Source organism: Bradyrhizobium elkanii USDA 76 (genome assembly GCF_023278185.1).
GTDB classification, from domain to species: Bacteria; Pseudomonadota; Alphaproteobacteria; order Rhizobiales; family Xanthobacteraceae; genus Bradyrhizobium; species Bradyrhizobium elkanii.
In genome coordinates, this window is record NZ_CP066356.1 from 5,161,090 (window position 1) to 5,187,661 (window position 26,572).

Annotated in this window: 19 protein-coding genes; 9 read left to right on the plus strand and 10 right to left on the minus strand. The window is 66.7% G+C overall.

Annotation, left to right across the window (positions count from 1 at the left end):
• Positions 1-69: 69 nt before the first annotated feature.
• Both JEY66_RS25190 and JEY66_RS25195 read right to left on the minus strand, forming a co-directional pair.
• Entirely contained in the window at positions 70-1,323 is a 1,254-nt protein-coding gene (locus JEY66_RS25190; protein ID WP_018271433.1) for a DUF5666 domain-containing protein, read from the minus strand.
• Positions 1,320-2,195 (minus strand): DUF6502 family protein, encoded by an 876-nt coding sequence (locus JEY66_RS25195; RefSeq protein WP_018271432.1) that lies wholly within the window; start codon positions 2,193-2,195, stop codon positions 1,320-1,322. The genes JEY66_RS25190 and JEY66_RS25195 overlap by 4 nt, the downstream gene beginning before the upstream one ends.
• 162 nt (positions 2,196-2,357) lie before the next feature.
• On the opposite strand from JEY66_RS25195, the gene JEY66_RS25200 reads away from it, so the two are divergent.
• The 6 genes from JEY66_RS25200 (at position 2,358) to JEY66_RS25225 (ending at position 8,648) form a co-directional block, all read left to right on the plus strand.
• Positions 2,358-2,792: a hypothetical protein gene (locus tag JEY66_RS25200; protein WP_129964995.1), complete on the plus strand. Its 435-nt coding sequence runs from the start codon at positions 2,358-2,360 to the stop codon at positions 2,790-2,792.
• A 206-nt stretch (positions 2,793-2,998) separates the two neighbouring features.
• The gene (locus tag JEY66_RS25205; protein ID WP_016847686.1) at positions 2,999-3,205 is read left to right on the plus strand and encodes a hypothetical protein; all 207 of its coding nucleotides are present in this window, start codon (positions 2,999-3,001) and stop codon (positions 3,203-3,205) included.
• A 17-nt stretch (positions 3,206-3,222) separates the two neighbouring features.
• Positions 3,223-5,163: a glycosyltransferase gene (locus JEY66_RS25210; protein WP_026192715.1), complete on the plus strand. Its 1,941-nt coding sequence runs from the start codon at positions 3,223-3,225 to the stop codon at positions 5,161-5,163.
• Between the two features lie 3 nt (positions 5,164-5,166).
• Positions 5,167-5,907: an ABC transporter ATP-binding protein gene (locus tag JEY66_RS25215; RefSeq protein WP_018271429.1), complete on the plus strand. Its 741-nt coding sequence runs from the start codon at positions 5,167-5,169 to the stop codon at positions 5,905-5,907.
• Positions 5,904-7,331, plus strand: a complete 1,428-nt coding sequence (locus JEY66_RS25220; RefSeq protein WP_018271428.1) for a glycosyltransferase family 4 protein — start codon at positions 5,904-5,906, stop codon at positions 7,329-7,331. Before JEY66_RS25215 ends, JEY66_RS25220 begins: the two co-directional genes overlap by 4 nt.
• Before the next feature lie 6 nt (positions 7,332-7,337).
• Entirely contained in the window at positions 7,338-8,648 is a 1,311-nt protein-coding gene (locus JEY66_RS25225; RefSeq protein ID WP_018271427.1) for an O-antigen ligase family protein, read from the plus strand.
• Positions 8,649-8,834: 186 nt separating this feature from the next.
• Here JEY66_RS25225 and JEY66_RS25230 read toward each other — a convergent pair whose 3' ends face one another.
• A complete protein-coding gene (locus JEY66_RS25230) occupies positions 8,835-10,091 on the minus strand; it encodes an ABC transporter substrate-binding protein (protein ID WP_018271426.1) in 1,257 nt (418 codons plus the stop codon).
• A gap of 160 nt (positions 10,092-10,251) precedes the next feature.
• Here JEY66_RS25230 and JEY66_RS25235 point away from each other — a divergent pair, with 160 nt between their 5' ends.
• Positions 10,252-12,405, plus strand: a complete 2,154-nt coding sequence (locus tag JEY66_RS25235) for a carbamoyltransferase C-terminal domain-containing protein (RefSeq protein ID WP_018271425.1) — start codon at positions 10,252-10,254, stop codon at positions 12,403-12,405.
• Here JEY66_RS25235 and JEY66_RS25240 read toward each other — a convergent pair.
• From JEY66_RS25240 to JEY66_RS45175, 6 genes are all read right to left on the minus strand, one after another.
• Positions 12,365-13,300, minus strand: coding sequence for a DMT family transporter (locus JEY66_RS25240; protein ID WP_018271424.1), 936 nt, complete (start codon positions 13,298-13,300; stop codon positions 12,365-12,367). The genes JEY66_RS25235 and JEY66_RS25240 overlap by 41 nt on opposite strands.
• A gap of 84 nt (positions 13,301-13,384) precedes the next feature.
• Complete coding sequence (locus JEY66_RS25245) at positions 13,385-14,254, minus strand: NAD(P)-dependent oxidoreductase (protein WP_018271423.1); 870 nt, start codon at positions 14,252-14,254, stop codon at positions 13,385-13,387.
• 3 nt (positions 14,255-14,257) lie between these two features.
• A protein-coding gene (gene prfB / locus JEY66_RS25250) for a peptide chain release factor 2 (protein ID WP_100213632.1) occupies positions 14,258-15,389 on the minus strand; the annotation gives its coding sequence in 2 pieces (ribosomal slippage) (positions 14,258-15,319 and positions 15,321-15,389; 1,131 coding nt in all).
• Between the two features lie 106 nt (positions 15,390-15,495).
• The gene (locus tag JEY66_RS25255) at positions 15,496-17,997 is read right to left on the minus strand and encodes a penicillin-binding protein 1A (protein ID WP_018271422.1); all 2,502 of its coding nucleotides are present in this window, start codon (positions 17,995-17,997) and stop codon (positions 15,496-15,498) included.
• A 237-nt stretch (positions 17,998-18,234) separates the two neighbouring features.
• The gene (locus JEY66_RS25260; protein WP_026192714.1) at positions 18,235-19,545 is read right to left on the minus strand and encodes an N-acetylmuramoyl-L-alanine amidase; all 1,311 of its coding nucleotides are present in this window, start codon (positions 19,543-19,545) and stop codon (positions 18,235-18,237) included.
• Between the two features lie 615 nt (positions 19,546-20,160).
• Positions 20,161-21,105, minus strand: coding sequence for a hypothetical protein (locus JEY66_RS45175; protein WP_276325808.1), 945 nt, complete (start codon positions 21,103-21,105; stop codon positions 20,161-20,163).
• Here JEY66_RS45175 and JEY66_RS25265 point away from each other — a divergent pair, their 5' ends adjacent.
• Entirely contained in the window at positions 21,106-23,463 is a 2,358-nt protein-coding gene (locus JEY66_RS25265; RefSeq protein ID WP_276325807.1) for an Rne/Rng family ribonuclease, read from the plus strand.
• A 106-nt stretch (positions 23,464-23,569) separates the two neighbouring features.
• Positions 23,570-24,802, plus strand: a complete 1,233-nt coding sequence (locus JEY66_RS25270; protein ID WP_018271418.1) for an NAD(P)/FAD-dependent oxidoreductase — start codon at positions 23,570-23,572, stop codon at positions 24,800-24,802.
• Positions 24,803-25,030: 228 nt separating this feature from the next.
• On the opposite strand, the gene JEY66_RS25275 is transcribed toward JEY66_RS25270, so the two are convergent.
• Positions 25,031-26,365, minus strand: a complete 1,335-nt coding sequence (locus JEY66_RS25275; RefSeq protein ID WP_016842141.1) for a dicarboxylate/amino acid:cation symporter — start codon at positions 26,363-26,365, stop codon at positions 25,031-25,033.
• Positions 26,366-26,572 lie beyond the last annotated feature (207 nt).

Genomic DNA, 26,572 nt, shown 5'->3' on the forward strand with positions numbered 1-26,572 from the left:
CCAATCGCACAATGATCGATCTGAATATCGGCGCAAGCGGTCTCGCTTGCGCCAATCGCGTTTGTGGCCTCAGCGGCGGCCGCCGCCGCCCATGCCGCCGGGCGGTCCGCCGCCACCGAACCCACCGCCGGGCCCGAACGGACCACCACCGCCGCCAGGACCAAACGGTCCGCCGGACGGGCCGAAGCCGCCGGGACCGGGGCCGGTCGGTCCACCACTCAGCGGATCCGGCGCAGGCGCGCCGCCTGGCGGGCTGCCGCCCGGCATGCCGGACGGCGCCCCACCGGGGCCGCCTCCCGGACCGCCGCCACCAGGCGCGCCGCGGCCGCCCGGTCCGCCAGGTCCCGATCCGTGACCCGGCCCGGATCCGCCGCCGCCGGGGCCACGGCCCGGCGTGCCCGGGCTCTTCACCGACGAGCCCGGGAACTTGCCGACCGACTGCACCGATTCGACGCGTAGCTCGCGCGGGCCCGACAGCTGCGCGTTGACGACGACGCGCGTATCGGCCACCGGCGAGAACCGCGAATGGTCGCGCGCGACAAAGCCGGAGCCGAACTGCAGGTCATTGCCGACCCGCCGCACATAGGCCTCGATCAACAGCCGGTTCGCGCCGGCGAGATCGGAGAAATCGTCGGCGCGGCTGCGCGACACCTGCATCACGCCCTGCGCGAGATGTCCCTCGGCCTGCACGCGCTGACCGACCAGCGCCGCATCGACGCCGGCGAGCTTGAGCTCGCCGATCCGCAAGGCGCCGGCACGGTCGCGCTCGAGCGGTCCCGCGACGCGTGCAGCGGCGTCATGGCGCTCCTGCACCAGACTTGCGACCACGACGCCATCGGTGCGGCGCAGCCCGAACACGGCGACATGCGCGCCCACCTTCAGCCAGCTCTCGCGTCCGGTCCAGGCGACCGTCTGGCCGAGCACCGTCAGCCCGCCCGGCTTCATTTGCTCGACCGGCCCGGTCACCTCGCTGGTCACATCGATGCGTTTGGTCGACAGCGTGCCGCCGGCATCGCGCTGCGCCACCACACGCGCGAGCTGTCCGATCCGCAGCGCCTTGGCGCTCGTCGCCTCGCCGTCGATTCGGACCGGCACGTCGGGTGCATAGGCGACGCGCTCGCCATTGACATAGATCGAGCCGAACCGCTGGATCACCCCGACGATGCCGGTGCCACCGATGCCCTGATCGGAACCGGTGATGCCGGTGCCGCCGATACCCTGATCGTTGCCGCGCTTCTTGACCTGCGCGCCCGCGAGCGACGTTCCGGCAAGCCAGAAGCCGACAAGCAGCACGCGGCGCGAAATGACCGGCGGGCGCTTCACGCCGCACCGCCTTCGTCGGCATCGTCGTCGACCGGGCCGTCCGGACCCTCGCGATAGATGTAGATGCCGAAATTCCAGCGATAGTCGCCGCCCTTGTCTTTTGCCAGCGCGCGGTTGGCCTCGCGGTTGGCGACCTTCAGCGCCTCCATCGCCAGCTCGCGCGAGCGACCCTCGAGCCGTTTCGCGAGCTTCGCCGACAGCCCATCGTAATGCACCGCGCGCTCGAGGAAGCGCGGCGTGGCCGATGACACGTTGAGCTCGGCGGCCGCGACATGGTCGTGCAGGTTGCGGCCGAGATAGTGCCATTTGCGATCGTCGTCGCCATGCGGCACGAAGGCCTCCTCGACCAGCATGATCTCGTCGTCGTCATTGATGGTGACGAGCTTGCGGTCGAGCCATTCGTCCAGCACCGCGCGCGGCCGCACGTCCTTGGTGATCGATTCGACCAGCGTCTCGAACGACGGCGCGCCGCCTTCGGCGGTGCGCGGCAGCGGCAGCGGATCGCCCTTGGCATCGGTGAACTCGGGCGCGGCCAGCCAGCGCGCGACGATCGCGCTGGTGCGCGACAGCGTCGCCGGCACCGCATTGACCGGCGCGCCGGCGCCGCGCAGCCGCGCCACCTCCTTGCGGTGGATGCCGGTCAGCAGGCTGACGCGGCTGTCGGTCTGCTCCTTGCCCTCGAGCGCGAAGTCGTGCTCGGCGACGTTGACATAGAGCTCGCGCAGCAGCTGGGTCAGCGCCGGGAACGTCATCCCGCCGCGGATGCAGAGCCGCACCAGCGGGCGCAGCATGCGCGCCAGCGGCGCGTGCAGCTTCGCTGCGGCGATCGGTGCGGACGATCCCACCTTCGACTTCGGGGCCTTGGCATTCATGCCTAACTTTTAGCTGTCCGCGCCGTGGGACACAATCCCACCTCACTTGACGTGTGATATTTTCCCACTTATGGGAAACAAAATCACCTCCGGACACAGTCCGCGCGCTCGCCAGCGGGTGCCGCGATGTCCGGCATTGCCGCCATCGCCACGGACCGCTCCATGACGTCTGCCCGATTCGACCTTGCGATCGCGGAAGCCTGCCGGATCGCCCAGGTTCCCTTTGAGGAGTTCGTGTCGACGGTGATGGCGGGCGGCTATCCCTGCCTGCCGGGCGTTGCGCCCGGATCGCCGCGCCGCTTCGACGAAACCGACCTGCTCGCACTCTACATCTACGGGCGCCTGCTCGCCTTCGGTTTCGGCGGTCTGCGCGCCGGCGAATATGCCTGCCGCGCGCATGCCGGCCTCCGCGCCGAGCCACGCGCGCAATCGATCTCGATTGCGCTGACGTCCGACGGCGGCAAGCGCGTCGTGATCGAGCAGGATCTGCAGCGCCCGGCAGCGGCGATGCTGCCCGAGCGCATTCATTTCGACATCGCCGCGATCAGGCGCCAGCTGCAGCAACCGGCCGACCGCAGCGCCGCCGAGCCGGCCTGACGCTCCGCTAGCAACGCGCGCATTTGCTCGCCGCCCCGCGCCATCGCGGCGCGATCGCACCGTCATGCGTTCCAATCCTTCCTCCCAGAAAAGTTTGTCCCCACCGCCATACGTGGGACATAATCCCACATTTTAGTCCCCGGGCACCATTGACGTGTGAAATTTTCCCACGTATCCAGAATCCATTCAGCAGGGAATCCGACGCAATGTCTCTTCGTTCGGCCCGCGAAACCGGTTCGTTTCACGAATCCGATTCGTTTCACGAATCCGGTCGGTTCGCCGCCACCACATTCCGCTTCACGCCGCAGGTCCCCTGCGGCCCGATCGAGCCGGTGCTTCCGGCGCTGCTGCGCGCGCTGGTGTTCGCCGCCGCGCTGGCGCTGCCGTTCATCGTCGCCCTGTTCGTCGCATGATCCGGATCGAGCCACCCATGATCGTCGTCAACGAGCCGGCCCGGCGTCCGTCGGTGCTCCACATCTTCAAGGTCTACTATCCCGACCTGTTCGGCGGCACGCTGACGGTGATCCGCGACATCTGCGCCGGACTGAAGGACACCTTCGACGCCGCCGTGCTGGTCTGCTCGCGCTCCGGCGGCGAGCGGCAGATCGTGGTCAACGACGTTGCAGTCGAGCGCGTGCACTCGTTCGGCGACGTGCTATCGCTGCCGGCGGCGCCGACCTATCCGTGGCGGCTGTGGCGCCGCATCGCCGAGCACGATCTGCTGGCGCTGCACGCCCCCTTCCCGCTCGCCGACCTCGTCTTCGCATTCGGGCTCGGCCGCACCCGCCCGCTGGTCGTGCACTGGCACGCCGACATCGTCTCGCACGCGGCCTTGCGCTTCCTGGTCGAGCCGATGATGCGGCGAACGCTGCGCCGGGCCGCCGCGATCATCGTCTCCGATCCGGTGCTGATCGAAACCACGCCGCTGCTGCAGGAATTTTCCGGCAAGTGCCACGCCGTTCCGTTCGGCGTCGATGTCGCGAAATATGACCGGCCGGCCGCCCAGGCCGACGACGTCAACGCCCGCGGCCGCCTCGTGCTCGCCTGCGGACGCCTCGTGCCCTACAAGGGATTTGACGTGCTGGTGCGCGCCGCCCATGCCCGCAATTTCGAGGTCTGGATCGTCGGCGAGGGCCGCGAGCGCGACAATCTCGAGCGGCTGATCCGCGACTACGGCCTGCAGGACCGCGTCCGCCTGCTCGGCTCGGTGTCCGAGAGCGAGCGCGTCAAGCTGATGCGCATCGCCGACGTGTTCGTGATGCCGTCGGTGACCAATGCGGAGACTTTCGGGCTGGCGCAGCTCGAGGCGATGGCCGCAGGCCGGCCGGTCGTCAACACCGCGCTCGACACCGGCGTTCCACATGTCGCCCGCGACGGCCTAGAGGCCATCACGGTGCCGCCCGGCGATCCCACCGCGCTTGCCGACGCCATCGAGACGCTGATCAACGATCCCGAGCGGCGCCGCCGCATGGGGCAGGCCGCGCGCCATCGCGCGATGACGACATACTCAACCGCAGCCTTCAAGGAGGGAGTCGAGACGGTGTATCGCAAGGTCGTTACCGAGGAGGCAGCCGCAAAGGACGCGGGGTCGTCAGCCCCAGCCCCGCGTTCCCGAACGGCAGGTTTCGTCGGCGCGATCCAGATCGCGGCAACACTGGCCTGGTCCGACGTGCGCCATCGCTACGTCCGCTCCCTCCTTGGACCCTTCTGGATGTCGATCCAGATGGCGATCATGGTGGCCGTGCTCGGCTCGGTGATCGGCCATCTGTCCAACGCCAGCGCGGTGGCGCGGCTGCCGATGCTGGCGGCGAGCCTCACCGCATGGACCTTCCTCAACAGCGTGGTGCTCGACGCCACCACTGCGCTGCAGGGCTCGGCCAGCCTGATCAAGGATCGCGCGCTGCCGCCGGTGATCTTCCTGCTGCAATGTACCTTCCGGCAGGCGCTGTTCGCCGCCCATAACGCGGTCGTGCCGCTGCTGCTCTGGCTCGTGCTGACGCCGCGCGATGTCGGCGGCGCCGTCGCCGCCCTTCCCGGCCTCGTTCTGTTCGTGGTCTGCACGCTGGGCCTGAGCCTCGCGCTCGGCGCACTGGCGACGCGTTACCGCGACATCAAGCCGATCATCGAGTCCTCGCTGACGCTGGCCTTCCTGGCCTCGCCGATCATCTGGACATCCGAGATGATCGATCGCGGCTCGACCGTGATGCGGCTCAATCCGCTGACGCATCTGTTTGCGATCTGGCGCGACCCGCTGGCGACCGGTCATGTCGCAACGGCAAGCGTGATCTACGTGCTGGCCTGTCTCGCTGCGCTCGCGGTCGCCGCGATCGTGACCATGACCCATCTGCGCAAAGCGGCATTCTGGATCTAGGGCATGGCAAGCATCCACCTCCGCGACGTCTGCCTCGATTATCCGCTGTACGGCGCCTACGACTTCTCGCTGAAGCGCCGCCTGCTCGGCCGCCTGTTCCGCCAGACCAGCGAGATGCGGACCATCCGCGCGGTCGACGGCATTTCGATCGAGGCGAAGGCCGGCGCACGCATCGGCCTCGCCGGCCCGAACGGCTCCGGCAAGTCCACCCTGCTGCGGCTCATCGCCGGCGTGTTCCCGGCGACCAGCGGCCGCGTCGAGATCTCCGGCAACATCGTGCCGCTGCTCGGCTTAGGGGCCGGCGTCAATCTCGATTTCGTCGCCGCCGACAATATCAGCCTGCTGCTGCGGATCGCGGGACGCAAGCCGACGCCCGCGATCCTGGACGAGATCTGGGCGTTCACGGAACTCGAGGAGCGCATGCGGCGACTGCCGCTGCGCATGTTCTCGTCGGGCATGCTGATGCGCGTGCTGTTCGCGACCGCGACCGCGTTTCCCGCCGACATCCTGCTGCTCGACGAATGGCTCAGCGTGGTCGACGAGAATTTCTCGGCCAAGGCCGAGCAGCGGCTGCGCAAGATGGTCGAGACCGCGGCGATCGTGATCATCGCCTCGCACGACCACGCCCTGCTGCGCCGGACCTGCAACAGCATCATCAATCTCGATCACGGCCGCATCGCCAGCACCGCCGCGCTGGATGCGCCCGCCCCGCATCACCTCGAGCTCAGAGAAATCAGCGCATGACAAAGATCCTGGTCGTCAGCGAGGCGCTTGGCGAGCCCAACCACAAGCGCGGCATCTTCCATTTCACCCGTGAATTGATCCGCTCGCTGGCCGGCGACGGCCATGCCCTGACCCTCGTCGTGGAGACCACGCGCCGGTACCGGAAGCTGCGCCGCAGGCAGCGGCGGACGCGCTTGCTGCCCGAGGACTCACGGCTGATCGAACTGCTCGCGCTCTATCGCTACCTCGATGAAACCGACATGAACTCGCCGATCATGCGCGGCGGCCTGCGCCGCACCGTCAACTGGTTCAAGCACAAGATCAACGCGGCGACCTCGCTCGAATTCATCATCGCCTTCCTGCGCTCGATTCATCTGCTGCCGACCAGCGTCAAGCTGATCGAGAACCGGACCGAGGGCCTCGAATACATTCCGACCGATTTGCGCCATCTCGAGTTGTTCGGCGATTTCCTGCTCGAGCCCGGCTTCTACAGCTATCAGGATACGTCGGCCCTGACCCGGTTGCCGCCGCCACGGGTCGATGCGCGCGACTACGACGTCATTCTCATCGACACCCCGACCCGGGTGGCGATCCAGCGCCGCCCGGACGCAAAGGTGATTTGCGTCGTGCATGACCTGTTGCCGATCACCGATCTCAAGCTGGATGACATCGCAACCCGCCTGTTCCTGTCGCGCCTTTTCACCAGCGTGAATCAGGCCGACGAGCTCGCCTTCGTCTCGAACTACAGCATGAACCGCTTCCGCGCCCTGCTCCCGCAATATGCGCATATTCCGGCGCGAGTGGTCTATCCGCGGACCCGTTTCGGCGTCGCGGAAGCGCCGCTTGCGCCAGTGCCGACAGCGGTCCCGGCACGGCCGGGCTTCGTCGTCATCGTCTCGAACGAGCCCCGCAAGAACCTCGCGGCCGTCATCCGCGCCTTCCGCAAGCTGCCGGAGGCCGATCTCGTCGTGATCGGCTATGCCGGCGGCGCCAACCAGGCGCGCAACCTGCCGAACAACGTCCGCTTCTCCGGCTATGTCGACGAGCACGAGAAGGCGGCACTGATCGCGGGCGCGCACGGCCTGATCATGCCGAGCCTCGCCGAAGGCTTTGGCGTCCCGATCATCGAGGCATTCGCGGCCAATACTCCCGTGCTGTGCTCGGACATTCCGGTGTTCCGCGAGGTCGCGGGCGAGCTTGCGGACTATTTCGATCCGTTCTCGACCGACTCGATTTGCGCATCGGTGCGGCGCGTGCTGGCGCAGCAGGAGCAATGGCGCGACCGGATCCGCGCGCGACGGACCGAGCTGGCCGAGCGGTTCGGCCATCACACCCAGGCGCGCGACCTGCTGTCGCATCGGGCTGCCTCGGACGTCGCGGCCGCCGCCGCGGCGCTCACCGCCGCGATGGCGACCTTCAACGGCGCAACCGCGCACGGCGTGTGACCGGTCATGAGTACCGATTCCGACGCCATCGGTCTCGCAATCGAACCGCCAGCACGATGGCGCGATCGCGTCCGCGCCTGGTCCGGCTCAGTCGCCTATGTCCGCGCCACCGATGTCGTGATCGCCCTGGCCGCGGCGGCGCTACCCTGGTCGACAACGGCACTCGCCGTCTTCATGCTGCTGTGGCTTGTCGCCGAGATCCCGACCATCGACTGGGAGCAGTTCATGCTCGACCTCGCGGAGCCGGCCTTTGCGTTGCCGATCGCGCTGGTCGCACTTGCCGTGATCGGCGTGGCGTGGTCGGAGACGAGTTGGGCCGAGCGGCTGCAGGGCATCAAGCCGCTCGGCAAGCTGCTGCTGCTGCCGTTCCTGCTCGGCTATTTCCAGCGCTCGCAGCGCGGGCTCTGGGTGTTCCTGGCCTTCCTGGTGTCGTGCACGGTGCTGATGATCCTGTCCTGGATCGTGCTGGCGCTGCCGCAGCTCAAGCTCGCGCACACCGCCTCCGACGGCGTGCCGGTCAAGAACTACCTCGACCAGAGCCAGGAGTTCGCGCTCTGCGCCTTCGCGCTGGCGCTGCCGGCATTGACGGCGCTGCGGGCCCGGCAATGGCGCATTGCAGGCGGCGCCATCGCGCTGATGCTGCTGTTCATCGCCAACATGCTCTATGTCGTCTCGGCGCGGACCGCGCTGGTCTACATGCCGGTGCTGCTGATCCTGTTCGCCTCGCTGCATCTGTCGCGGCGCGCCACGCGGCTGCTGTTCGCAGGCGTCGCGGTCACCAGCCTCGTGGTCTGGACCACGTCCCCTTACCTGCGCCAACGCATCGCCGACGTCGGCATCGAGTATCGCGCCCACGACACCTCCGGCATCGCCTCGACCGCGCAGCGCCTGACCTATTGGCGGAAGTCGGTGAAGTTCATCGCCGGCGCACCGTGGCTCGGCCACGGCACCGGCGCGATCAGGCAGATGTTCACGCAGGATGCCGTCGGACAAACCGGCCTTCAGGCCGAGGTGATCAACAACCCGCACAACCAGACCCTCAACGTCGCTATCCAGTGGGGACTGATCGGCATCGTGCTGCTCTACGCGATGTGGACCAGCCACGTCAGGTTGTTCGCCGGCCGCGATCCCGTGAGCTGGATCGGACTCACCGTGGTCGTGCAGAACATCACGAGCTCGCTGCTCAATTCGCACCTGTCCGATTTTCACGAAGGCTGGATGTACGTGATCGGCGTCGGCGTCGCCGGCGGCATGGCGCTCCGCGCCCGCCGGCCGGAGAGGATTTTGGCGGACGCCTGCGGTGCACCCCCGCGATAATACGCGCAGCATATTCGGTGTCGTCCCGGCGCAAGCCGGGACCCATAACCACAAATGCTGATTGTTGCGCGATGCTGGAACGACGAGTCCCTTCAACAACATCCGCTGCGGCGTATGGGTCCCGGCCTGCGCCGGGACGACAGCGGTGTTTGTAGCGCTAGCAACGCCTTCATAACGACCACTCGCCTACCGCGACGCCTCGTGCCCGACCTCGCCGGTGATGACGTCGCCGAACAGCTCCCACGCCTCGCCGTTGAAGCGCATCAGCTGCATCTGCTCGATCGGGAAGTAGTCGTCGGGGGAGGTGTTGACCATGACGCCCGGCAGCATCAGGTCGGAGTGGAAGTTCTTCAGGCTGGCGGCCTGCTTCATCACGTTCTCGCGCGTGAGATTGTCGCCGCACTGCCTCAAGACCTGCATCATCGCCTCGGCCTGGACATAGCCATAGAGGTTGTTGGCGTTGGCCTTGTCGCCGTCGGGGTAATATTTGTCCATGAAGGCGCGCCAGCTTTGCACCGCCGGATCCTTGTCCCAGGTCGGATCGGTCGGATCCTTCAGATAGGCGGTCGAGATGATGCCCTTGGAGAACTCGAGGCCGGCCGGCTTCAGCACCGAGGCGACCGAGGTCGCGGTGTTGGCGAGGAAGAATTTCGGCCTCCAGCCGAGCTCACCCACTTTCCGGATCGCCTGCGCCGAGCCCTTCGGCGCCGCCCAGGAGAAGAAGATGTCGGCGCCGGAATCGTGCAGCGCGACGATCTGCGAATCGATCGAGGGATCGGAGACCTCGTACGACTTGTCGGCGATGATCATGCCGACCTTGTCGCCGAGCCCGTCCTTCAGGCCCTTGAACTGATCCTTGCCGGCATCGTCATTCTGCCAGAACACCGCGATCTTGCTGTCGGGGAATTTGTCGCGAATGTACTTGGCGTAGATGCGTCCCTCGCTCTGGTAGTTGGGCTGAAAGCCCATCGTCCAGGGGAAGTTCTTGGGGTCGCCGAATTTGGTGCCGCCGGAGGCGACGAACAATTGCGGCACCTTCTTGGCATTCATGTATTTTATGATTGCCGAATTGGACGGCGTGCCGAGCGGCTGGAAGATCAACAGCACCTCGTCGCTCTCGACCAGCTTGCGCGCCTGCTCGATCGCCTTCGGCGGCGAATAGGCGTCGTCATAGCTGATGAAGTTGATCTTGCGGCCGTTGATGCCGCCCTGATCGTTGATCATCCTGAAGAAGGCGGCCTCGGTCTTGCCGATCACGCCGTAGGACGACGCCGGGCCGCTATATGGCATGATGTTGCCGATCTTGATTTCGCCATCACTCGCGCCGGGATCGTATTTCTTCTGCGCGGTGGCCGCGGTCGCGGTCAGTGCGACCGAGGTCGCGATCAGCGCGGCACTTGCGAATGCCGCGATTGCGCCAATATATCCGAAACGAGCCGGCATCGTTTTCTCCCGATTTTTGTCGTTGGTTTTGGCGGCAAGTCTCGCAAGAGACGCATTTGCTGGCAAGCGCTGGGTTTTTCCGTTGGGCGAAACGGCATTGTTGCCTGGCGCTATTTATGATTGAAGGTCGATCTGGGGATCACGAGTCGAGGCGTTCTGATTGCGTAAACCGGACATCCGTACCGGTCCGCGGCATCCGCATCTTGCGGCCGCGGGCTATGGGATCACGCGCCGCCTCAGCGAGTCCGCGCTGGCGAAGCGTGGCCTGCACAAGGCCAATGGCGAGTTCGCGCAGCGCACGATCGCGTCGATCCGCGAAAAGCTGCAACGCGGCGAGACCGTCTACATCGCCGGCCTCGCCTGCCCCGGCACGCACAATACCGGCGTCGCGCTGGTCGAGATCACCCAGAAGGACGGACCGCGCCTGATCGTCAACAACGAGGAAGAGCGCTTCTCCGGCAACAAGCACACCAACGAGTTCCCGCAACACGCGCTCGACGACATGCGCAGGGTGTTGCAGCGGATGGGCCGCGACGTCGGCGATATCGCCGCCTTCGTCACGACGTGGGACTATCCGGCGCTGCTGGCGATGCTGATCCGCACCTCGCTCGAGGAAGCGCCGGCCAGCCTCAAATTGCTGCGCGCCCCGATCGCACCGGCGATCAATCTGCGCCAGCTGGATCAGGTGCGGCGGCTGTCGCGCCGGCTCGGCAGGATGTACGGGCTCGACAAGCAATTGCCGCTGATCTGCATGCCGCATCACGACAATCACGCCTGGTACTCATTCACCGCCTCGCCGTTCGCCGATACGCGCGAGCGTGTTGCGATCGCGGTGCTCGACGGCACCGGCGACGTCGGCTCGATCTCGCTCTATGTCGCCGAGAACGGCGAGATGAAGCAGCTTTATTGCAATGAGAGCCTGTTCGACTCGCTCGGTGCTTTCTACACGGTGATCTCATCCAGCCAGGGCGGCTGGACCTGGCTCTCCAGCGAGGGCCGCTACATGGGCGCCGCCGCCTGGGGCGACATGAACCGCGCCACCAATCCGTATTATCAGCGCCTGAAGGCGGTGCTGCAGCTCGGGCCCAACGGCAGCGTGCAGCTCAATCGCGCGATGGCCAATTGGTACGCCGATCCCGCCGACAATCCCTATCATCAGCCGCTGATCGACATTCTCGGCCCGCCGCTGCGGCCGGACCAGCTCTGGAATCCCGACGCCGTGCTGCGCGTCGAGGACATCAATCACCGCCCCGGCACCAAGGACCGCGTCGACAAGGCGGCCGCGACGCAATTGGTGTTCGAGGACGCGATGATCCATGTCATCGACCATCTCTTGCGCACCACCGGCACCGACCGCCTGGTGCTGACCGGGGGCGTCGCGCTGAACGCGCTCGGCAACATGCGGCTGCTCGAGCATTTCGACGAGGCGTGGTTCGAGCGGGCGCAGCAGCGCAAGACGCGGCTGCATATGTGGGTGCCGCCGGTGCCTGGCGATCCCGGCGTGCCGATCGGCGCGGCCTGGCTGTTCGCGCACATGGCGGGCGCGCCGCGCGGCGCGCCGCTGTCGCACGCATTCTATTGCGGCCTGCCGCCCTCGAACGCCGACATCGCGACGGCGCTGCAGGCCGACGACGTCGCCTCGACCGAGATCGGCAATGTGGCGACTTCAGAAGGGCGCGACGCGGTTGCCGACCTGATGGCGTCCATGGTCGCGCAAGGCGGCGTGATCGCGATCTACCAGGGCGCGGCCGAAACCGGCCCGCGCGCGCTCGGCCACCGCTCGATCCTCGCCAATCCCTGCGATCCCGAGGTGCGCGAGCGGCTCAACGAGCGCGTCAAGTATCGCGAGGCGATCCGGCCGCTGGCGCCGATGGCGACGCTAGAGGCCGCGCGCGACTATTTCGAGCTCGAAGACGGCGCGTCCGACGCCGACTACAACGCCTATAACTACATGGTGCTCACGGCGCATTCGAAGCCCGAGGCGCGCGCGAAGATTCCGGCGGTGGTGCATGCCGACGGCACCGGCCGCATCCAGATCGTGCGCGAGACCGACGATCCCCTCACCCATGCCTATCTGAAGGCGCTCGGCCGCCATATCGGCGTCGAGATGTCGGTCAACACCTCGTTCAACGTCGCAGGTCCGATCGCGCAGACGCCGGCGCAGGCGATGGACACGCTGCGCCGCTCCAAGGGACTCGATGCCGTGGTGCTGGTCGCCGACGACGGTACCGCCTATGCCGCCTGGCACGGCGGCGAGCGCGACAGCGGACGCTTCAGCGGATGGTATGCGGCGTGGAAGCAGGCCCGCGGCTGAACCAGGCCAGCACGCGGCCGTCGATCAAGAGCAGCGCGCTCGCGATCACCAGCGCGCCGAGCACCTCGCGCAGCGCGATCGGCTCGCCGAGCACGAGATATCCGAGCAGCATCGCGGTGACCGGAATCAGCAGCGTCACCAGCATCACATTGGTCGCGCCGGAACGCTGCAGGATCTGAAAGAACACGATATAGGCCAGCGCCGTCGACAACGCCGCGAGCCCGAGCACGGCGAGCCACGTCGTTGCGTGGGGCATCGGCAGCAGCCACGGCCGATCGACGACGGCGGCGATGGGCGCCATCAGCACCGCCGAGGCGATCATCTGGAACGTCGCCGTCCCAAGCGGCGGCAGCCGCTGCGGCAGCCGCCGCCCGACCAGCGCCGCGAGGCCGTAGCTGAAAGCGCCCGCGAGACACAGCAGGATGCCGATGCCCTGCCGGCTCTCGAAACCGAGCGCATCGCCATGCAGGATCGCAACCCCGATCAGCCCGACCAGGACGCCCGCCACGCGGCGCGCCTGCAGCCGCTCCTCGCCGGCCACCGCCATCACGATCACCGTGAACAGCGGCGTCGTCGCGTTGAGGATCGAGGCCAGCCCGCTCGGAATATAGGTCTGCCCGAACACGATCAGCGCAAACGGCAGCACATTGTTGAACAGCCCCATCGCCGCAAACGGCGCCCAGCCGGACAGGCCGCGTGGGAATTCGATTCCGGCGGCCCGCAGCAGCGGCAGCAAGATGATCGTGCCGAGCACGACGCGCAGCAGCACCAGGGTCAGCGGCGGCAGTTCGCGCAGGATCACGCCGTTGAAGAAGAACGAGCCGCCCCACAGCACCGACAGCAGGACAAGCAGCCCCCAGTCGCGACGATCGATGCGGTTGTCGGCGGAAGGCATATCTGGCACTCACCTGCAGTCGGACAGGTGACTAGCGCGGCGCCGCGAATATTCCCACCCGATTTCCGTGAATGGCGGCCCCGCCTATTTCGGCCGCGACACGATCTCGATCATCTGGCCCTCGTCGGCGTCGGGCGCATGGGCCTTCGCCTTGTCGTAGGCGGCGAGCGCGGCGCGGCTGACGGGCACGCCGGGCAGCAAGGTCTCGGCGAGCCGCACGGCGTAGTCGGCATCCTTGTGGCGCAGCGCCGCGGTGAACGATGCACCGGAGAAGTTGCGGTCGATCATCCGCTTGCTGTGGCGGATCACCTGCGGGCTTGCCACCGCGCCGGTCGCCAGCGCCTCGGCCACCAATTGCATGTCGAGGCCCGCCTGCTCGGCGATCGCCACGCCCTCGGCGAGGCTTGCGATCTGCACCGCGCCGATCAGGTTGTTGATCAGCTTGAACACGGTGCCGGTGCCGACCGGGCCGAAATGCCGGATCGTGCTGCCGATCGGCGCGAGATAAGGTTGCGCGCGTTCGAGATCGGCTGGATCAGCTCCCACCAGCAGCGTCAGCTTGCCGGCGGCCGCCGCCTCCGGCAGGCCGGTGACCGGACAATCGATGTAGATCAGGCCGCGGCTGTTGAGCTCGCGCGCCATCTCGAGCGTATGCTGGTACGAGACCGTGGAGCATTCGATCGCGAGCGTGCCGGCTTTCATGTTGGCGGCAGCGCCGTCCTTGGTCAGCCAGACCGCGCGTGAGGCCTCGTCGTCGGCGACCATGGTCACGACAGCATCGGCGTCGATCGCGGCATCCTCCGGCGAGGTTGCCCACAGCGCGCCACGGGCAATCAGGTCCGCGGCCTTGGCCTTGCTCCGGTTCCACACCGCGACCGTGAAGCCGGCATCGAGGTAACGGCCGGCCATGCCGTGGCCCATGCGTCCCAATCCGATGAATGCGACGCGCGGCATGGGCTAATCCACATCCTCGACGGAGCCGGGCCCGGTGCCGAAGGCACGCTGCGCCAAGGTCGCCGCCATGAATTCATCGAGGTCGCCATCGAGCACCCCCGACGTGTCGGAGGTCTGCACACCGGTGCGCAGGTCCTTCACCATTTGATAGGGCTGCAGCACATAGGAGCGGATCTGGTGACCCCAGCCGATATCGGTCTTGGCGGCCTGATCGGCTGCCGCCTGCTCCTCGCGCTTCTTCAGCTCGATCTCATAGAGCCGCGCGCGCAGCATGTCCCAGGCCTGCGCCCGGTTCTTGTGCTGGGAGCGGCCGGCCTGGCAGACCACCGCGATGCCGGTCGGGATGTGCGTCAGGCGCACCGCCGACTCGGTCTTGTTGACGTGCTGACCGCCGGCGCCGCCCGACCGCATGGTGTCGGTGCGGACATCGGACTCCTTGATCTCGATCTTGATAGAGTCGTCGATCACGGGGAAGATCTGCACCGACGAGAACGAGGTGTGCCGCCGCGCGTTGGAATCGAACGGCGAGATGCGCACCAGGCGATGCACGCCGGCCTCGGTCTTCAGCCAGCCATAGGCATTGTGGCCGGAGATCTGGATGGTGGCGGACTTGATGCCGGCTTCTTCACCCTGGGACTCTTCGAGGAACTCGATCTTGAAGCCGTGCTTCTCCGCCCAGCGCGTGTACATGCGCAGCAGCATCTGCGCCCAGTCCTGGCTCTCGGTGCCGCCGGCGCCGGCATGGACTTCGAGATAGGAATCGAACTTATCGGCCTCGCCCGACAGCAGCGCCTCCAGCTCGCGCCGGGCAACCTCCTTCTTGAGGTCCTTGAGCGCCTTCTCGGCCTCAGTGACCACGCCTTCGTCGTTCTCGGCCTCGCCGAGCTCGATCATGCCGATATTGTCCTCGAGCTCGCGCTCGACCTTGCCGATGCCCGAGAGCGCGTCCTCCAGTGAGGTGCGCTCCTGCATCAGCCGCTGGGCCTTCTGGGGATCGTTCCAGAGGTTGGAGTCTTCTGCGAGCTTGTTCAGCTCAGCGAGGCGTGCCGTCGATTGTTCGACGTCAAAGATGCCTCCTCAGCAGCCCGACTGACTGCTTGATCTCTTCAACAAGGCGTTCGATTTCCGCGCGCATGGTCTTTCAGGTGTTGGCTAAAAAGGTTCCGGGGGATGTAGCGACCGGCGCGGCAAAGCGCAATCGGCTTGGCCGCACTATCCCGGCGATTTGGCCGGATCGGCCGCTAGTAAAGCCCCCCGGTTCCCGGGCGCATGAAGAAGCCGCCATCCGGCTGGGCCCCATTCTGCGACGGCTGGGGGCCAGGCGCCGGGCTGCGCCCATCGGCATCGGCGACGCCGATGACCGAGTAGTTCTCCGGCGGCGCGGTGCCCGGCTTGAAGGCTTCGAGGATGGTGTTGCCGCCGTCGCCGGGACCGGCGCGCATGCCGCTCTTGGCGTCGACGCGGATCAGCTTGATGCCGGCCGGAACCTTGAACGGCGTCGGCGGCTTGTCGGCGAGCGCAAGCTTGAGGAAGTCGCGGGCGATCGGCGCTGCGACGTGGCCGCCGGTGGCGGCACGGCCGAGATTGCGCGGCTTGTCGTAGCCCATGTAGACGCCGACCGCGAGATCGGGCGAGAAGCCGACGAACCAGACGTCCTTCTCGTCGTTGGTGGTGCCGGTCTTGCCGGCAATCGGCTTGCCGACCTCCTTCACAACGGTCGCGGTGCCGCGCTGGACCACACCTTCCATCATCTCGGTGATCTGGTAGGCGGTCATCGGATCGAGCACCTGCTCGCGGCGGTCGACGAGCTGCGGCTCCGGCTGGCTCTTCCAGCCACCGGGCGCGTCGCAGCCGCGGCATTCGCGGGTGTCGTGCTTGAAAATGGTATGGCCGTAGCGATCCTGGATGCGATCGATCAGCGTCGGCTTCACCCGGCGGCCGCCATTGGCGAACATCGAATAGGCCGTGACCATGCGCATCACGGTGGTCTCGCCGGCACCCAGCGCATACGACAGATAGTTCGGCAATTCGTCATAGACGCCGAAGCGCTTGGCGTATTCGCCGACCAGCGGCATGCCGATATCCTGCGCGAGGCGCACCGTCACGGTGTTGAGCGAGCGCTGCAACGCGTTGCGCAGCGTGGTCGGGCCGTAATACTTGCCGGTCGAATAGTTTTCCGGCCGCCACACGCCGGCGCCCTGCCCCTGATCGATCTCGATCGGCGCGTCGATCACGGTGGTCGACGGCGTATAGCCGTTGTCCAGCGCCGACGAGTACACGATCGGCTTGAACGACGAACCCGGCTGCCGGTAGGCCTGCGTCGCGCGGTTGAACTGGCTCTGGTCGAACGAGAAGCCGCCGACCATCGCGAGGACGCGGCCGGTCCACGGATCCATCGCCACCATGGCGCCGGACACTTCAGGCAATTGCCGCAGGCGATACTGGCCTTCGACCGCGTTGCCGTCCTTGGTCACCAGCGGGTCAGCGTAGATCACGTCACCCGGCTGCAGCACCTGCGAAACGGCGGTCGGCGCCTTGCCCTTGGTCTTGGCCCAGCGCACGCCGTCCATCGTGATGATGCCGGTCTGCCGCTCCTTGCTGACCGCGCCGCCGAGTTCGCGGCCCGGCTGGAAGCCGATCCGCGCCGACTGATCGCTGGTCTCGAGCACGACGGCCATCCGCCACGGCGAGATGTCGGACAGCGACTTCACGTCGGCAAGCTTGACGCCCCAGTCACCGGAAATGTCGAGCTTGTGCAGCGCCCCGCGCCAACCCTGCGCCTCGTCGTAGTTGACGAGACCCGCGACCATGGTCTTGCGCGCCATCACCTGGATCTTGGGATCGAGCGTGGTGCGCACCGACAGGCCGCCCTCGTAGAGCTTCTTTTCGCCGTAACGCTCGAAGATGTCGCGGCGGACCTCCTCGGCGAAATATTCGCCGGCGAAGATGTGCGCGCCGTTCGAGCGGCTGGTGACGTTGAGCGGGTCCTTGCGCGCCTTGTCGGCGTCGGCCTGCTTGATCCAGCCGTTCTCCAGCAGGCGGTCGATCACATAGTTGCGGCGCTCGATCGCGCGGTCGCGGTTGCGCACCGGATGCAGCGCGGCCGGCGCTTTCGGCAGCGCGGCGAGATAGGACGCTTCCGCGATCGTCAGCTCGTTGACCGACTTGTCGAAGTAGACCAGCGACGCCGCCGCGACGCCGTAGGCGCCAAGCCCGAGATAGATTTCGTTCAAATAGAGCTCGAGGATGCGGTCCTTGGAATAGGCGCGCTCGATGCGCATCGCCAGCAACGCTTCCTTGATCTTGCGGCTGAACGAGACCTCGTTGGTGAGCAGGAAGTTTTTCGCGACCTGCTGGGTGATGGTCGAGGCGCCTTGCGGGCGACGGTTCGAGCCGTAGTTCTGCGCATAAAGAATCGCAGCACGCGCCATGCCCTGATAGTCGATGCCGCCGTGCTCGTAGAAGTTCTTGTCTTCGGCGGCGAGGAAGGCGTTGATCACGAGCTTCGGCACCGCCTGGATCGGCAGATAGAGCCGGCGCTCCTTGGAGTATTCGCCAAGCAGCGCGCCGTCGGCGGCATGCACGCGGGTCATCACCGGCGGCTCATAGTCCTGCAGCTGCGAGTAGTCGGGCAGGTCCTTGGAGAAATGCCAGATGGCGCCAGCGACGGCGGCGACACCGACCAGGAACACGACGGTTCCGGCGGCGAACAAGAAACCCATAAACCGCACGAGCAGGCGCATTATCGACGTTCCGTTCCTACCCTCCGGCGCTCAGTCGTCAGAAGCGCCTGTCCAAGAGTGCGAAAGCCTCACACAACGAAGCTTTGGCCCAGCGAGCCACCTTGCGCACGCGAATATACAAGAGCCGCCGGACAATATGGTCGATTCTGGGGACCTGCGGTCCATTGTCTATACCGTCGCGGCTGTGGCCAAACTAGGGCTTCGGCGCAACGGCCCCGGCTTTTCAGCGGGCCGGTTTCACTTTGCCGACCCGGCAGTTGCCAGCCGTTTGGCGAAGAAGGTGTCGATCGCCTGCACCATCGAGCCGACCGCCTTGTTCCGCCAGCTCTCGGAGACGAGGTGCTCGAGGTCGCCCTTGTTGGAGACGTAGCCGATCTCGACCAGCACGGACGGCACGTCGGGCGCCTTCAGCACCCGGAAGCCGGCCGACTTGAGCGGATGCTTGTGCATCCGCACCGTGGTCCTCATCTCGTCCATCAGAAGACGGGCGAAGCGATTGGAGAACGTCTTGGTTTCACGCTGCGCGAGGTCGATCAGGATGTCGGCGACCTCGGTCGGCTCGTCGGTCAGGTTCACACCGGCGATGGCGTCGGCCTTGTTTTCCGCCTCCGCCAGCCGTTCGGCCTCGGCGTCGGAGGCCTTGTCCGACACCGTGTAGATCGTGGCGCCCTGGGCATCGCCCTCGCGGCGCGGCAGGGCGTCGGCGTGGATCGAGACGAACAGCGCCGCCGATTGGGAGCGCGCGATCTTCACCCGATCATTGAGCGGGATGAAGGTGTCGTCGGACCTCGTCATGACCACCCGATACTTTCCCGACTTCTCGATCCGGTCGCGCAGGGCAAGGCCAAAGCCCAGCACCAGGTTCTTCTCGGTCTGGTCGCCGGATTGGGTGCCGTTGTCGATGCCGCCGTGACCGGGATCGATCACGATCAGCGGACGCGCGTCGGTGACCGCGACCGGCGGCAGCGCCGCCGAGGTGACGGCCGGAATGGTCGCGGTGGTGGATTCGGAAATCGCCGGCTTCGATTCGGGCCGGCTCGCGGGCGCCAGCGACTGCACGAAGCTGGTGCGGTCGACCTCCTCGAAGTCCAGCACCAGCCGCGGCGGCTGGCCGTTGGCGGCGTCGAGCACGTAGGAGTTGGCAATCTTCACCGGTCCGGTCAGATCGAACACGATCCGCGAGCCGCCGGGCATCACGAGGCCATAGCGGAACGCCTTCACCAGGCCCCGCCCCGCCGAGCCGGTGCCGGTCGCGAGCTGGAAATCGACCTGCGGGATATCGACCACGACGCGGTAGGGGTCGGCCAGCGGAAAGGCGCGAAATTCGATCTTCTGGTCGAGGTCGAGGATGAATCGGGTCTGCTTGGCGTCGCCGGCGAGCCTGGCGCCGGATGCGATCGGGAAATTCGGGGCGCTCGCGGCCAGCGCGGGCGGGGCGTTCTGCGGTCCCTCGGCGGCGCTCGGGGCGCCGGCAATGGCAAACACCGATGTTGCGGCGCACAACAGCCCGCATCCCAGAAAAACAAGGTGTTTTGCGCGGTTCGCCACCCGATTCGTAGCCTCCCAGCTGCTTCTTACCGCATTAGAACCACACGGTTAATCGCCCCCTAATGACGCTCCAGCGAAAAGAACCGAGTGTTGCGGCGGCGTGACGCTTCCCTTGCACGCGGCGGTCAATCCACGTATGTACGAGGTGCTGACGGCTAGTACTCCCGGTTGTGTCGCGTTCAGCCTCCCGGTGCAGCGGTGGAACCTTCCTGATCGAAGATCCCGCCGTGTTTTTCCGGTCCCTCCCCAGCCAGCGCCGCGCGCGGCTGACACGGAGTGGCGGATTCAAGCCCGAGCGGCGTCCGGTCCCAGGCACACTCCCTCGCCAGAGGGACGGTTTGAGACACGGCATAACCGATTATCCGGTCCCTTGGGGCCTCGATATGCGATGGCCGGCAGGCGCTTCGGCGCCAGACGGGGCTTTCAGCAAAAGATACGGCGGTATTTGTCGCCGCCAACATGTTTAGACGGGCCGACGCTTAATGCGCCAGACTGCATTGCCGACCAGGATCCCCCGAATGATCGCGCTGACGCGAGGTGAAAGCTTCGCCCGTCGCATCATCCCGGTGAGTTCCCGTCCGGCGCTGCGCCGCGAGATGCGTTTCGGCCTTCCCCTCACCCCCGAATCAGGTGGACCGTCGCGTCACCGGGCGGCGCAGTTTGCGCGCGCCATGATCCGCGCCCGCCGCCGTCAAGAGCTCCAAAATGCCCAACAAGATGTTGATCGATGCCACCCACCCGGAAGAGACCCGGGTCGTCGTGGTCCGTGGCAATCGCGTCGAAGAGTTTGATTTCGAGACCGCCCAGCGCAAACAGCTGCGCGGCAACATTTATCTCGCCAAGGTTACGCGCGTAGAGCCGTCGCTGCAGGCCGCCTTCATCGAGTATGGCGGCAACCGGCACGGCTTCCTGGCCTTCAGCGAAATCCATCCCGACTACTACCAGATCCCGGTCGCCGACCGTCAGGCGCTGATCGAAGCCGACGAGCGCGCCCACCGCGAGGCCGAGGAAGAGCACGAGAACCGCGGCCATCGCCGCCGGTCGCGCCATCGCAACGCCCGTCGCCGCGGCCATGGCGAGCGCGTCCAGAGCGAGGTGATCGAGGGCGCGAACGACACCCAGGCGCTGCCCACCATCGAGGCCCACGAACATCCCGTCGATGCCGAGCATCACGAACATGATGCCGGGCACTACGATCACGGCGTGGTTGCCCACGAAGGCCACGAGCATGAGGCGCATGATCATGCGCATCACGAGGACCATGAGCATCACCATGATCATGGGCAAGATGATCGTGACCACGACGATCATGGCCACCACGATCATGGTCACGACGACCATCACGATCACGATCATGCCCATGATCACGACCACGCCGCCGAGGTGAGCGAGGCGGCGGTTGCCGACGCCCCGTCCGACCCCGTCGTTGCTGTGGTCGAAGCCTCCGCCGCGTCGGCCGCGCCCGAGACCGTCGAGGCGGTCGAGGTCAATCATGAGCCCGAGCGCGCCCATGAGGAGCAGATCGAGGAAAACGCCGCGCATGCCGACGATGCGCCGCATGTGGCGTCCGACGACGTTCACGTCGCCGCCGATGAACAGGCGGTCGGCGAATATGGCGCGCTCGCCGAGGTGGTCGCGCCCGAGACCGGGCCTGGCGATGAGGCCGGCGAAGACGACGAAGAGGATGACGGCGAGGAAGGCGAGGAAGAGGACGTGGTCGAGTCGGTCGGCGGCGACGACGTGCTCGAGGAGGTTCCGGAGCGCCCGTTCCGCCCGCGCCGCCAGTACAAGATCCAGGAAGTGATCAAGCGCCGGCAGGTGATGCTGGTGCAGGTCGTCAAGGAAGAGCGCGGCAACAAGGGCGCCGCGCTGACCACCTATCTGTCGCTCGCCGGCCGCTACGCCGTGCTGATGCCCAACACCGCGCGCGGCGGCGGCATCAGCCGCAAGATCACCTCCGCCCAGGACCGTTCGCGGCTGAAGGAAGTGGTGCAGGATCTCGACGTGCCCGAGGGCATGGGGATCATCCTGCGCACCGCCGGCGCCTCCCGCAGCAAGCCGGAGATCAAGCGCGACTTCGAGTATCTGATCCGGATGTGGGAAACGGTGCGCGACCTGACGCTGAAGTCGCAGGCGCCGACGCTGGTCTACGAGGAAGGCTCGCTGATCAAGCGCTCGCTGCGCGACCTCTACAACAAGGAGATCGACGAGATCCAGGTGGCGGGCGAAGCCGGCTACCGCGAAGCGCGCGACTTCATGAAGATGCTGATGCCGGCCAATGTGCGCGCGGTGAAGCAGTATCGCGACGGCCAGCCGCTGTTCTCGCGCATGGGCGTCGAAAGCCAGCTCGACGCGATGTTCTCGCCGACCGTGCAGTTGCGCTCCGGCGGCTACATCGTGATCAACCAGACCGAGGCGCTGGTCTCGATCGATGTCAACTCCGGCCGCGCCACGCGCGAGCACCATATCGAGGACACCGCGCTCAAGACCAATCTGGAAGCGGCGGAAGAAGTCGCGCGCCAACTGCGCCTGCGTGACCTCGCCGGCCTGATCGTTATCGACTTCATCGACATGGACGAGAAGCGCAACAACCGCGCGGTCGAGCGCAAGCTGTCCGACTGCCTGCGCCAGGACCGTGCGCGGATCCAGGTCGGCCGCATCTCGCATTTCGGCCTCTTGGAGATGTCGCGCCAGCGCATCCGCGCCAGCGTGCTCGAAAGCTCGACGGAGCCCTGCCCGCAATGCGGCGGAAGCGGTCACGTTCGTTCGGTCTCGTCGGTGGCGCTGCAGCTGTTGCGCGGCATCGAGGAAATCCTGATGAAGGGCGCGACCCACAATCTGGTGGTCCGCACCCGGACCGACGTCGCGCTCTACGTGCTCAATCACAAGCGCGGCCATCTGCGCGATCTCGAAGACTCCTTCCGGGTTTCGCTGTCGATCGTCGCGGATGCCACGGTGCATGGCCAGCAGTCCTACATCATCGACCGCGGCGAGCAGGTGCATACGCTCGAAGCCGCCAAGGCGCTGCTCGCTGCGCAGGCTGCCGCTGCGCCGGCCCAGGCCGAAGAGGCCGATGACGAGGAAGAGCTGTTCGAATACGAGGCCGAGATCGAGACCGACGAGACCGAGGGCCTCGCCGACGAGCGGGCGGCCGGTGATGAATCGGGCTCCGCCGAGGGCGAAGGCGACGGTCAGCGCCGCAAGCGTCGCCGCCGGCGCCGCGGCCGCGGTGGCGGCAGCGAGGCGCGTGAAGGCGCCCAGCAGCCGCGCGAGGACGGCGATCTCATGCATGTCCTGCCCGAAGGCACCGAGGCGGTTGCCGCCGCCGATGCCGAAGCTGATGAGGACGAAGGCGACGAGCAGCAGGGCGCTGCCCGCGACGACCAGGCCGGCAATGGCGATCGCCGTCCGCGGCGCCGCGGACGTCGTGGCGGCCGCCGCCGGCGCGGCAGCGGCGGACCGGACGACGGTCTCGCCGGATCGATCTCCGATGAGTTGAGCCCGGCGACTGCTTCGGAGGCCTCCGACGCAGTGGCCGATTTCGACAGCCATGATGCGGAGCCGGCTCCCTGGCTGGCGCAGCCCGAGCTGGTCGCCGAGCCGCCGGAGTGGCAGCCGACCGAGGCCGCGCCTGTTGAGCCGGTCGCGGCACCCGAGCCCGAAACTGCCGCGGCGTCTGCCGCCGAGGACACGGCTGCCGAAGGCGACCGCGCGCAGCGCCGCCGCTCGACGGTGCGCGAAAAGGTCAACTTCGCGTCGAGCCCACTGCCCGAGGCATCAGCGGCACTGGTTCAGAGCCCGGCGGAGGAAGCTGCCCCCGAGCCGGCCGCGACGGCTCCAGAGCCGGCACCGGCCGCTGCGGCCGAGGCTCCGGCCCGCAAGGGCTGGTGGTCGCGCCGCTTCGGCGGCGGCAACTAGCACCACCTGGAAGTCAAAACGCCCGGTTCACGCCGGGCGTTTTTATTGAACAGGCAATCCGTTCGTCAGACGCCGGCGTAACGGAGCCTGACGGAGACGGATCCCAATGCAAAGCGCGATCGTTCTTGGCGGCGGCATGGTGGGCGTCAGCACGGCGCTGCATCTGCAGCGTCGCGGCTGGTCGGTGACGCTGGTCGACCGCAAGGAACCGGGCCGCGAAACCAGCTACGGCAATGCCGGCATCATTCAGAGCGAGGCGGTGCGGCCCTACCCGATGCCGCGCGATCCCGCCACGCTCGCCAGGATCGCGATGGGGCGCACCAACGACGTGCGCTATCGCCTGGCGTCGCTGCCGCAGCACGCCGGCCCGCTGCTGCGCTACTGGTGGAACTCGACGCCCGAGCGACATCGCGAAGCCACCCTCGCCTGGGCGCGCCTGATCGCCTACGCCACCGCCGAGCACGACACGCTGATCCGCGATGCCCACGCCGACAATCTGATCCGCCGCGCCGGCTATCGCCTGCTGCATCGCGACCCGGCCGCGCTCGAACAGGCGATCGCCGTCGCCGAAGAGAACCAGCGTGACTTCGGCGTGACGTTTCGCGTGCTCGATGGCCGCGAGCTCGCCAAGGCGGAGCCGCTGCTGCGCGACGACCTGCCCGGCGCCATTCACTGGCTTGGGCCCTGGACCGTGTCGGACCCCGGCGGACTGGTTTCGGCCTATGCCGGACTGTTCGAGCGTCTCGGCGGCACGCTGCTGCGCGGCGATGCGCAGACGCTGACGGAGACGACGTCCGGCTGGTCGGTCGACACCGCCAGCGGCCGGATCGATGCCGCCCATGTCGTGGTCACGCTCGGGCCGTGGTCACCGCAATTGCTGCGCAAGTTCGGCTACCGGATCCCGCTGGTGCGCAAGCGCGGCTACCACATGCACTACCAGGGCGGCCGCTCGCTCGACCTGCCGCTGGTCGACACCGCGAACGGCTACGCCATGGCGCCAATGGCCAAGGGCATCCGCATCACCACCGGCGCGGAGCTCACCAGCCCCGACGCGCCGGCGACGCCGATCCAGCTCGGCTACGCCGAAGCAGCGGCGCGCGAGCTGATCGAGATCGGCAGCCGCGTCGAGCCCGAGCCGTGGTTCGGCACCCGCCCCTGCACGACCGACATGCTGCCGGTGCTCGGGCCGGTGCCGCGCCATCGCGGACTGTGGGTCAATTTCGGCCACGGCCATCAGGGCTTCACGCTCGGCCCCGCGACTGCGCGGGTGCTGGCCGAAACGATGAACGGCGAGGCATCCTCCGTGGACACCTCGCCGTATCGGCTGGATCGCTTCTGACGCTGAAGGAAAACTAAGGCCTGGTGAGACTAGGTCGAGCTGGAACGGCGTCGAAAGTTCACCTCTCCCTTGGGAGAGGTCGATTTGCGCAGCAAATCGGGTGAGGGGTTACGGTCTATCGAGAGAGCAAGGGCCCTCACCCGGATTGCTCCGCAATCCGACCTCTCCCCAACGGGGAGAGGTGAACCGAGACCGCGCCAAGCCGATTCAGCAAGAACTCACCCCGCTTCAGTCCGTCGTCAACGCGGTCTCCATGTCAGTCGGGTCAATCTGCCGGGCGAGATTGGCGTTGAGCTTGTCGCGATCGAGCTCGCCCTCCCACCAGGCGACGATCACGCAGGCGACGCCGTTGCCGCACAGATTGGTCAGCGCGCGGCACTCGCTCATGAACTTGTCGATGCCGAGCACGATCGCCATGCCCGGCACCAGCCGCGGATCGACCACCGCAAGCGTCGCTGCCAGCGTGATGAAGCCGGCACCGGTGATGCCGGAGGCGCCCTTCGAGGTCAGCATCGCCACGATCAGGATCGTGATCTGCTGGCTGAAGGTGAGATCGAAGCCCAGCGCCTGCGCGATGAACAGGGTCGCCAGCGTCATGTAGATGTTGGTGCCGTCGAGGTTGAACGAATAGCCCGTGGGCACCACGAGGCCGACCACGGATTTCGAGCAGCCGAGCCGTTCGAGCTTCTCCATCAATGACGGCAGCGCGCTCTCGGACGACGAGGTGCCGAGCACGATCAGGAGCTCATCCTTGATGTAGGCCAGGAACTTGAAGATCGAGAACCCGGCGACCCGCGCGATGATGCCGAGCACTCCGAACACGAACAGCGCGGCGGTCAGATAGAACGTCGCGATCAGCCCCATCAGGTTCAGGATCGCGCCGGTGCCGAACTTGCCGATGGTGAAGGCCATCGCGCCGAACGCGCCGATCGGCGCCGCCCGCATCACGATCGAGATGACGCCGAACACCGCATGCGCGGCGTCGTCGATGAACGAGCGGATGGTGTGGCCGCGCTCGCCAAGGCCCATGATCGCGAAGCCGAACAGCACCGAGAACAGCAGCACCTGCAGGATCTCGCCCTGCGCGAATGCGCCGACCACGGTGTCGGGTATGATGTGCAGCACGAAGTCGACGCTCTTCTGCGCCTCCGCCTGCTTGGCATAACCGGCGACCGCCTGCGCGTTCGCCGCCGCATTGCCGAAGCCGGCGCCGGGCCTGACCAGATTGCCGACGAGCAATCCGATCACCAGCGCGAAGGTCGAGACGACCTCGAAATACACCAGCGCCTTGACGCCGATGCGGCCGACCTTCTTGGCATCTTGTATATGGGCAATGCCCGACACCACGGTGCAGAAGATGATCGGCGCGATCACCATCTTGATCAGCTTGATAAAGCCGTCGCCGAGCGCCTTGATCCACTCGTTGGTGGCAAGGCCGGGCCACAGCCAGCCGACCAATGCGCCGAGCACGATCGCGATCAGGACCTGGACATAAAGAACTTTATACCACGGCTTGCTGCCGGCGCTTGCCGGCGCAGCCGTGACAACGGTTGCCGTTGCCATGTGTCACTCCCCCTCAGAAATGGCGGAAACAGCCAAGATCAACTTTGCGGTTCAAGTCAAATGGAACTGTGTGGGCCCTGCCGCTTATCCGCGACGATCCGCCTGCCACAGCGCCGGTGAAACCACGACGCTGCGCTGCGAAACCGATCCGAAAGGCAAAGCGAACTCCGGACGGCTCTTGAAGGCTCTTAAGGCGCTTGGAGTTCG

Excerpts from the sequence above, each read along its gene's own strand:
- JEY66_RS25200 (WP_129964995.1), top strand. The coding sequence starts at position 2,358 with ATGACGTCTGCCCGATTCGACCTTGCGATCGCGGAAGCCTGCCGGATC.
- JEY66_RS25240 (WP_018271424.1), bottom strand. The coding sequence starts at position 13,300 with ATGCCTTCCGCCGACAACCGCATCGATCGTCGCGACTGGGGGCTGCTT.
- JEY66_RS25225 (WP_018271427.1), top strand. The coding sequence starts at position 7,338 with ATGAGTACCGATTCCGACGCCATCGGTCTCGCAATCGAACCGCCAGCA.
- JEY66_RS25255 (WP_018271422.1), bottom strand. The coding sequence starts at position 17,997 with ATGCGCCTGCTCGTGCGGTTTATGGGTTTCTTGTTCGCCGCCGGAACC.
- JEY66_RS25215 (WP_018271429.1), top strand. The coding sequence starts at position 5,167 with ATGGCAAGCATCCACCTCCGCGACGTCTGCCTCGATTATCCGCTGTAC.
- JEY66_RS25210 (WP_026192715.1), top strand. The coding sequence starts at position 3,223 with ATGATCGTCGTCAACGAGCCGGCCCGGCGTCCGTCGGTGCTCCACATC.
- JEY66_RS45175 (WP_276325808.1), bottom strand. The coding sequence starts at position 21,105 with ATGCGGCGCATCGTCGGCATGCGCGGCGTTTTCCTCGATCTGCTCCTC.
- JEY66_RS25220 (WP_018271428.1), top strand. The coding sequence starts at position 5,904 with ATGACAAAGATCCTGGTCGTCAGCGAGGCGCTTGGCGAGCCCAACCAC.
- JEY66_RS25195 (WP_018271432.1), bottom strand. The coding sequence starts at position 2,195 with ATGAATGCCAAGGCCCCGAAGTCGAAGGTGGGATCGTCCGCACCGATC.
- JEY66_RS25245 (WP_018271423.1), bottom strand. The coding sequence starts at position 14,254 with ATGCCGCGCGTCGCATTCATCGGATTGGGACGCATGGGCCACGGCATG.
- JEY66_RS25275 (WP_016842141.1), bottom strand. The coding sequence starts at position 26,365 with ATGGCAACGGCAACCGTTGTCACGGCTGCGCCGGCAAGCGCCGGCAGC.
- JEY66_RS25230 (WP_018271426.1), bottom strand. The coding sequence starts at position 10,091 with ATGCCGGCTCGTTTCGGATATATTGGCGCAATCGCGGCATTCGCAAGT.
- JEY66_RS25205 (WP_016847686.1), top strand. The coding sequence starts at position 2,999 with ATGTCTCTTCGTTCGGCCCGCGAAACCGGTTCGTTTCACGAATCCGAT.
- JEY66_RS25270 (WP_018271418.1), top strand. The coding sequence starts at position 23,570 with ATGCAAAGCGCGATCGTTCTTGGCGGCGGCATGGTGGGCGTCAGCACG.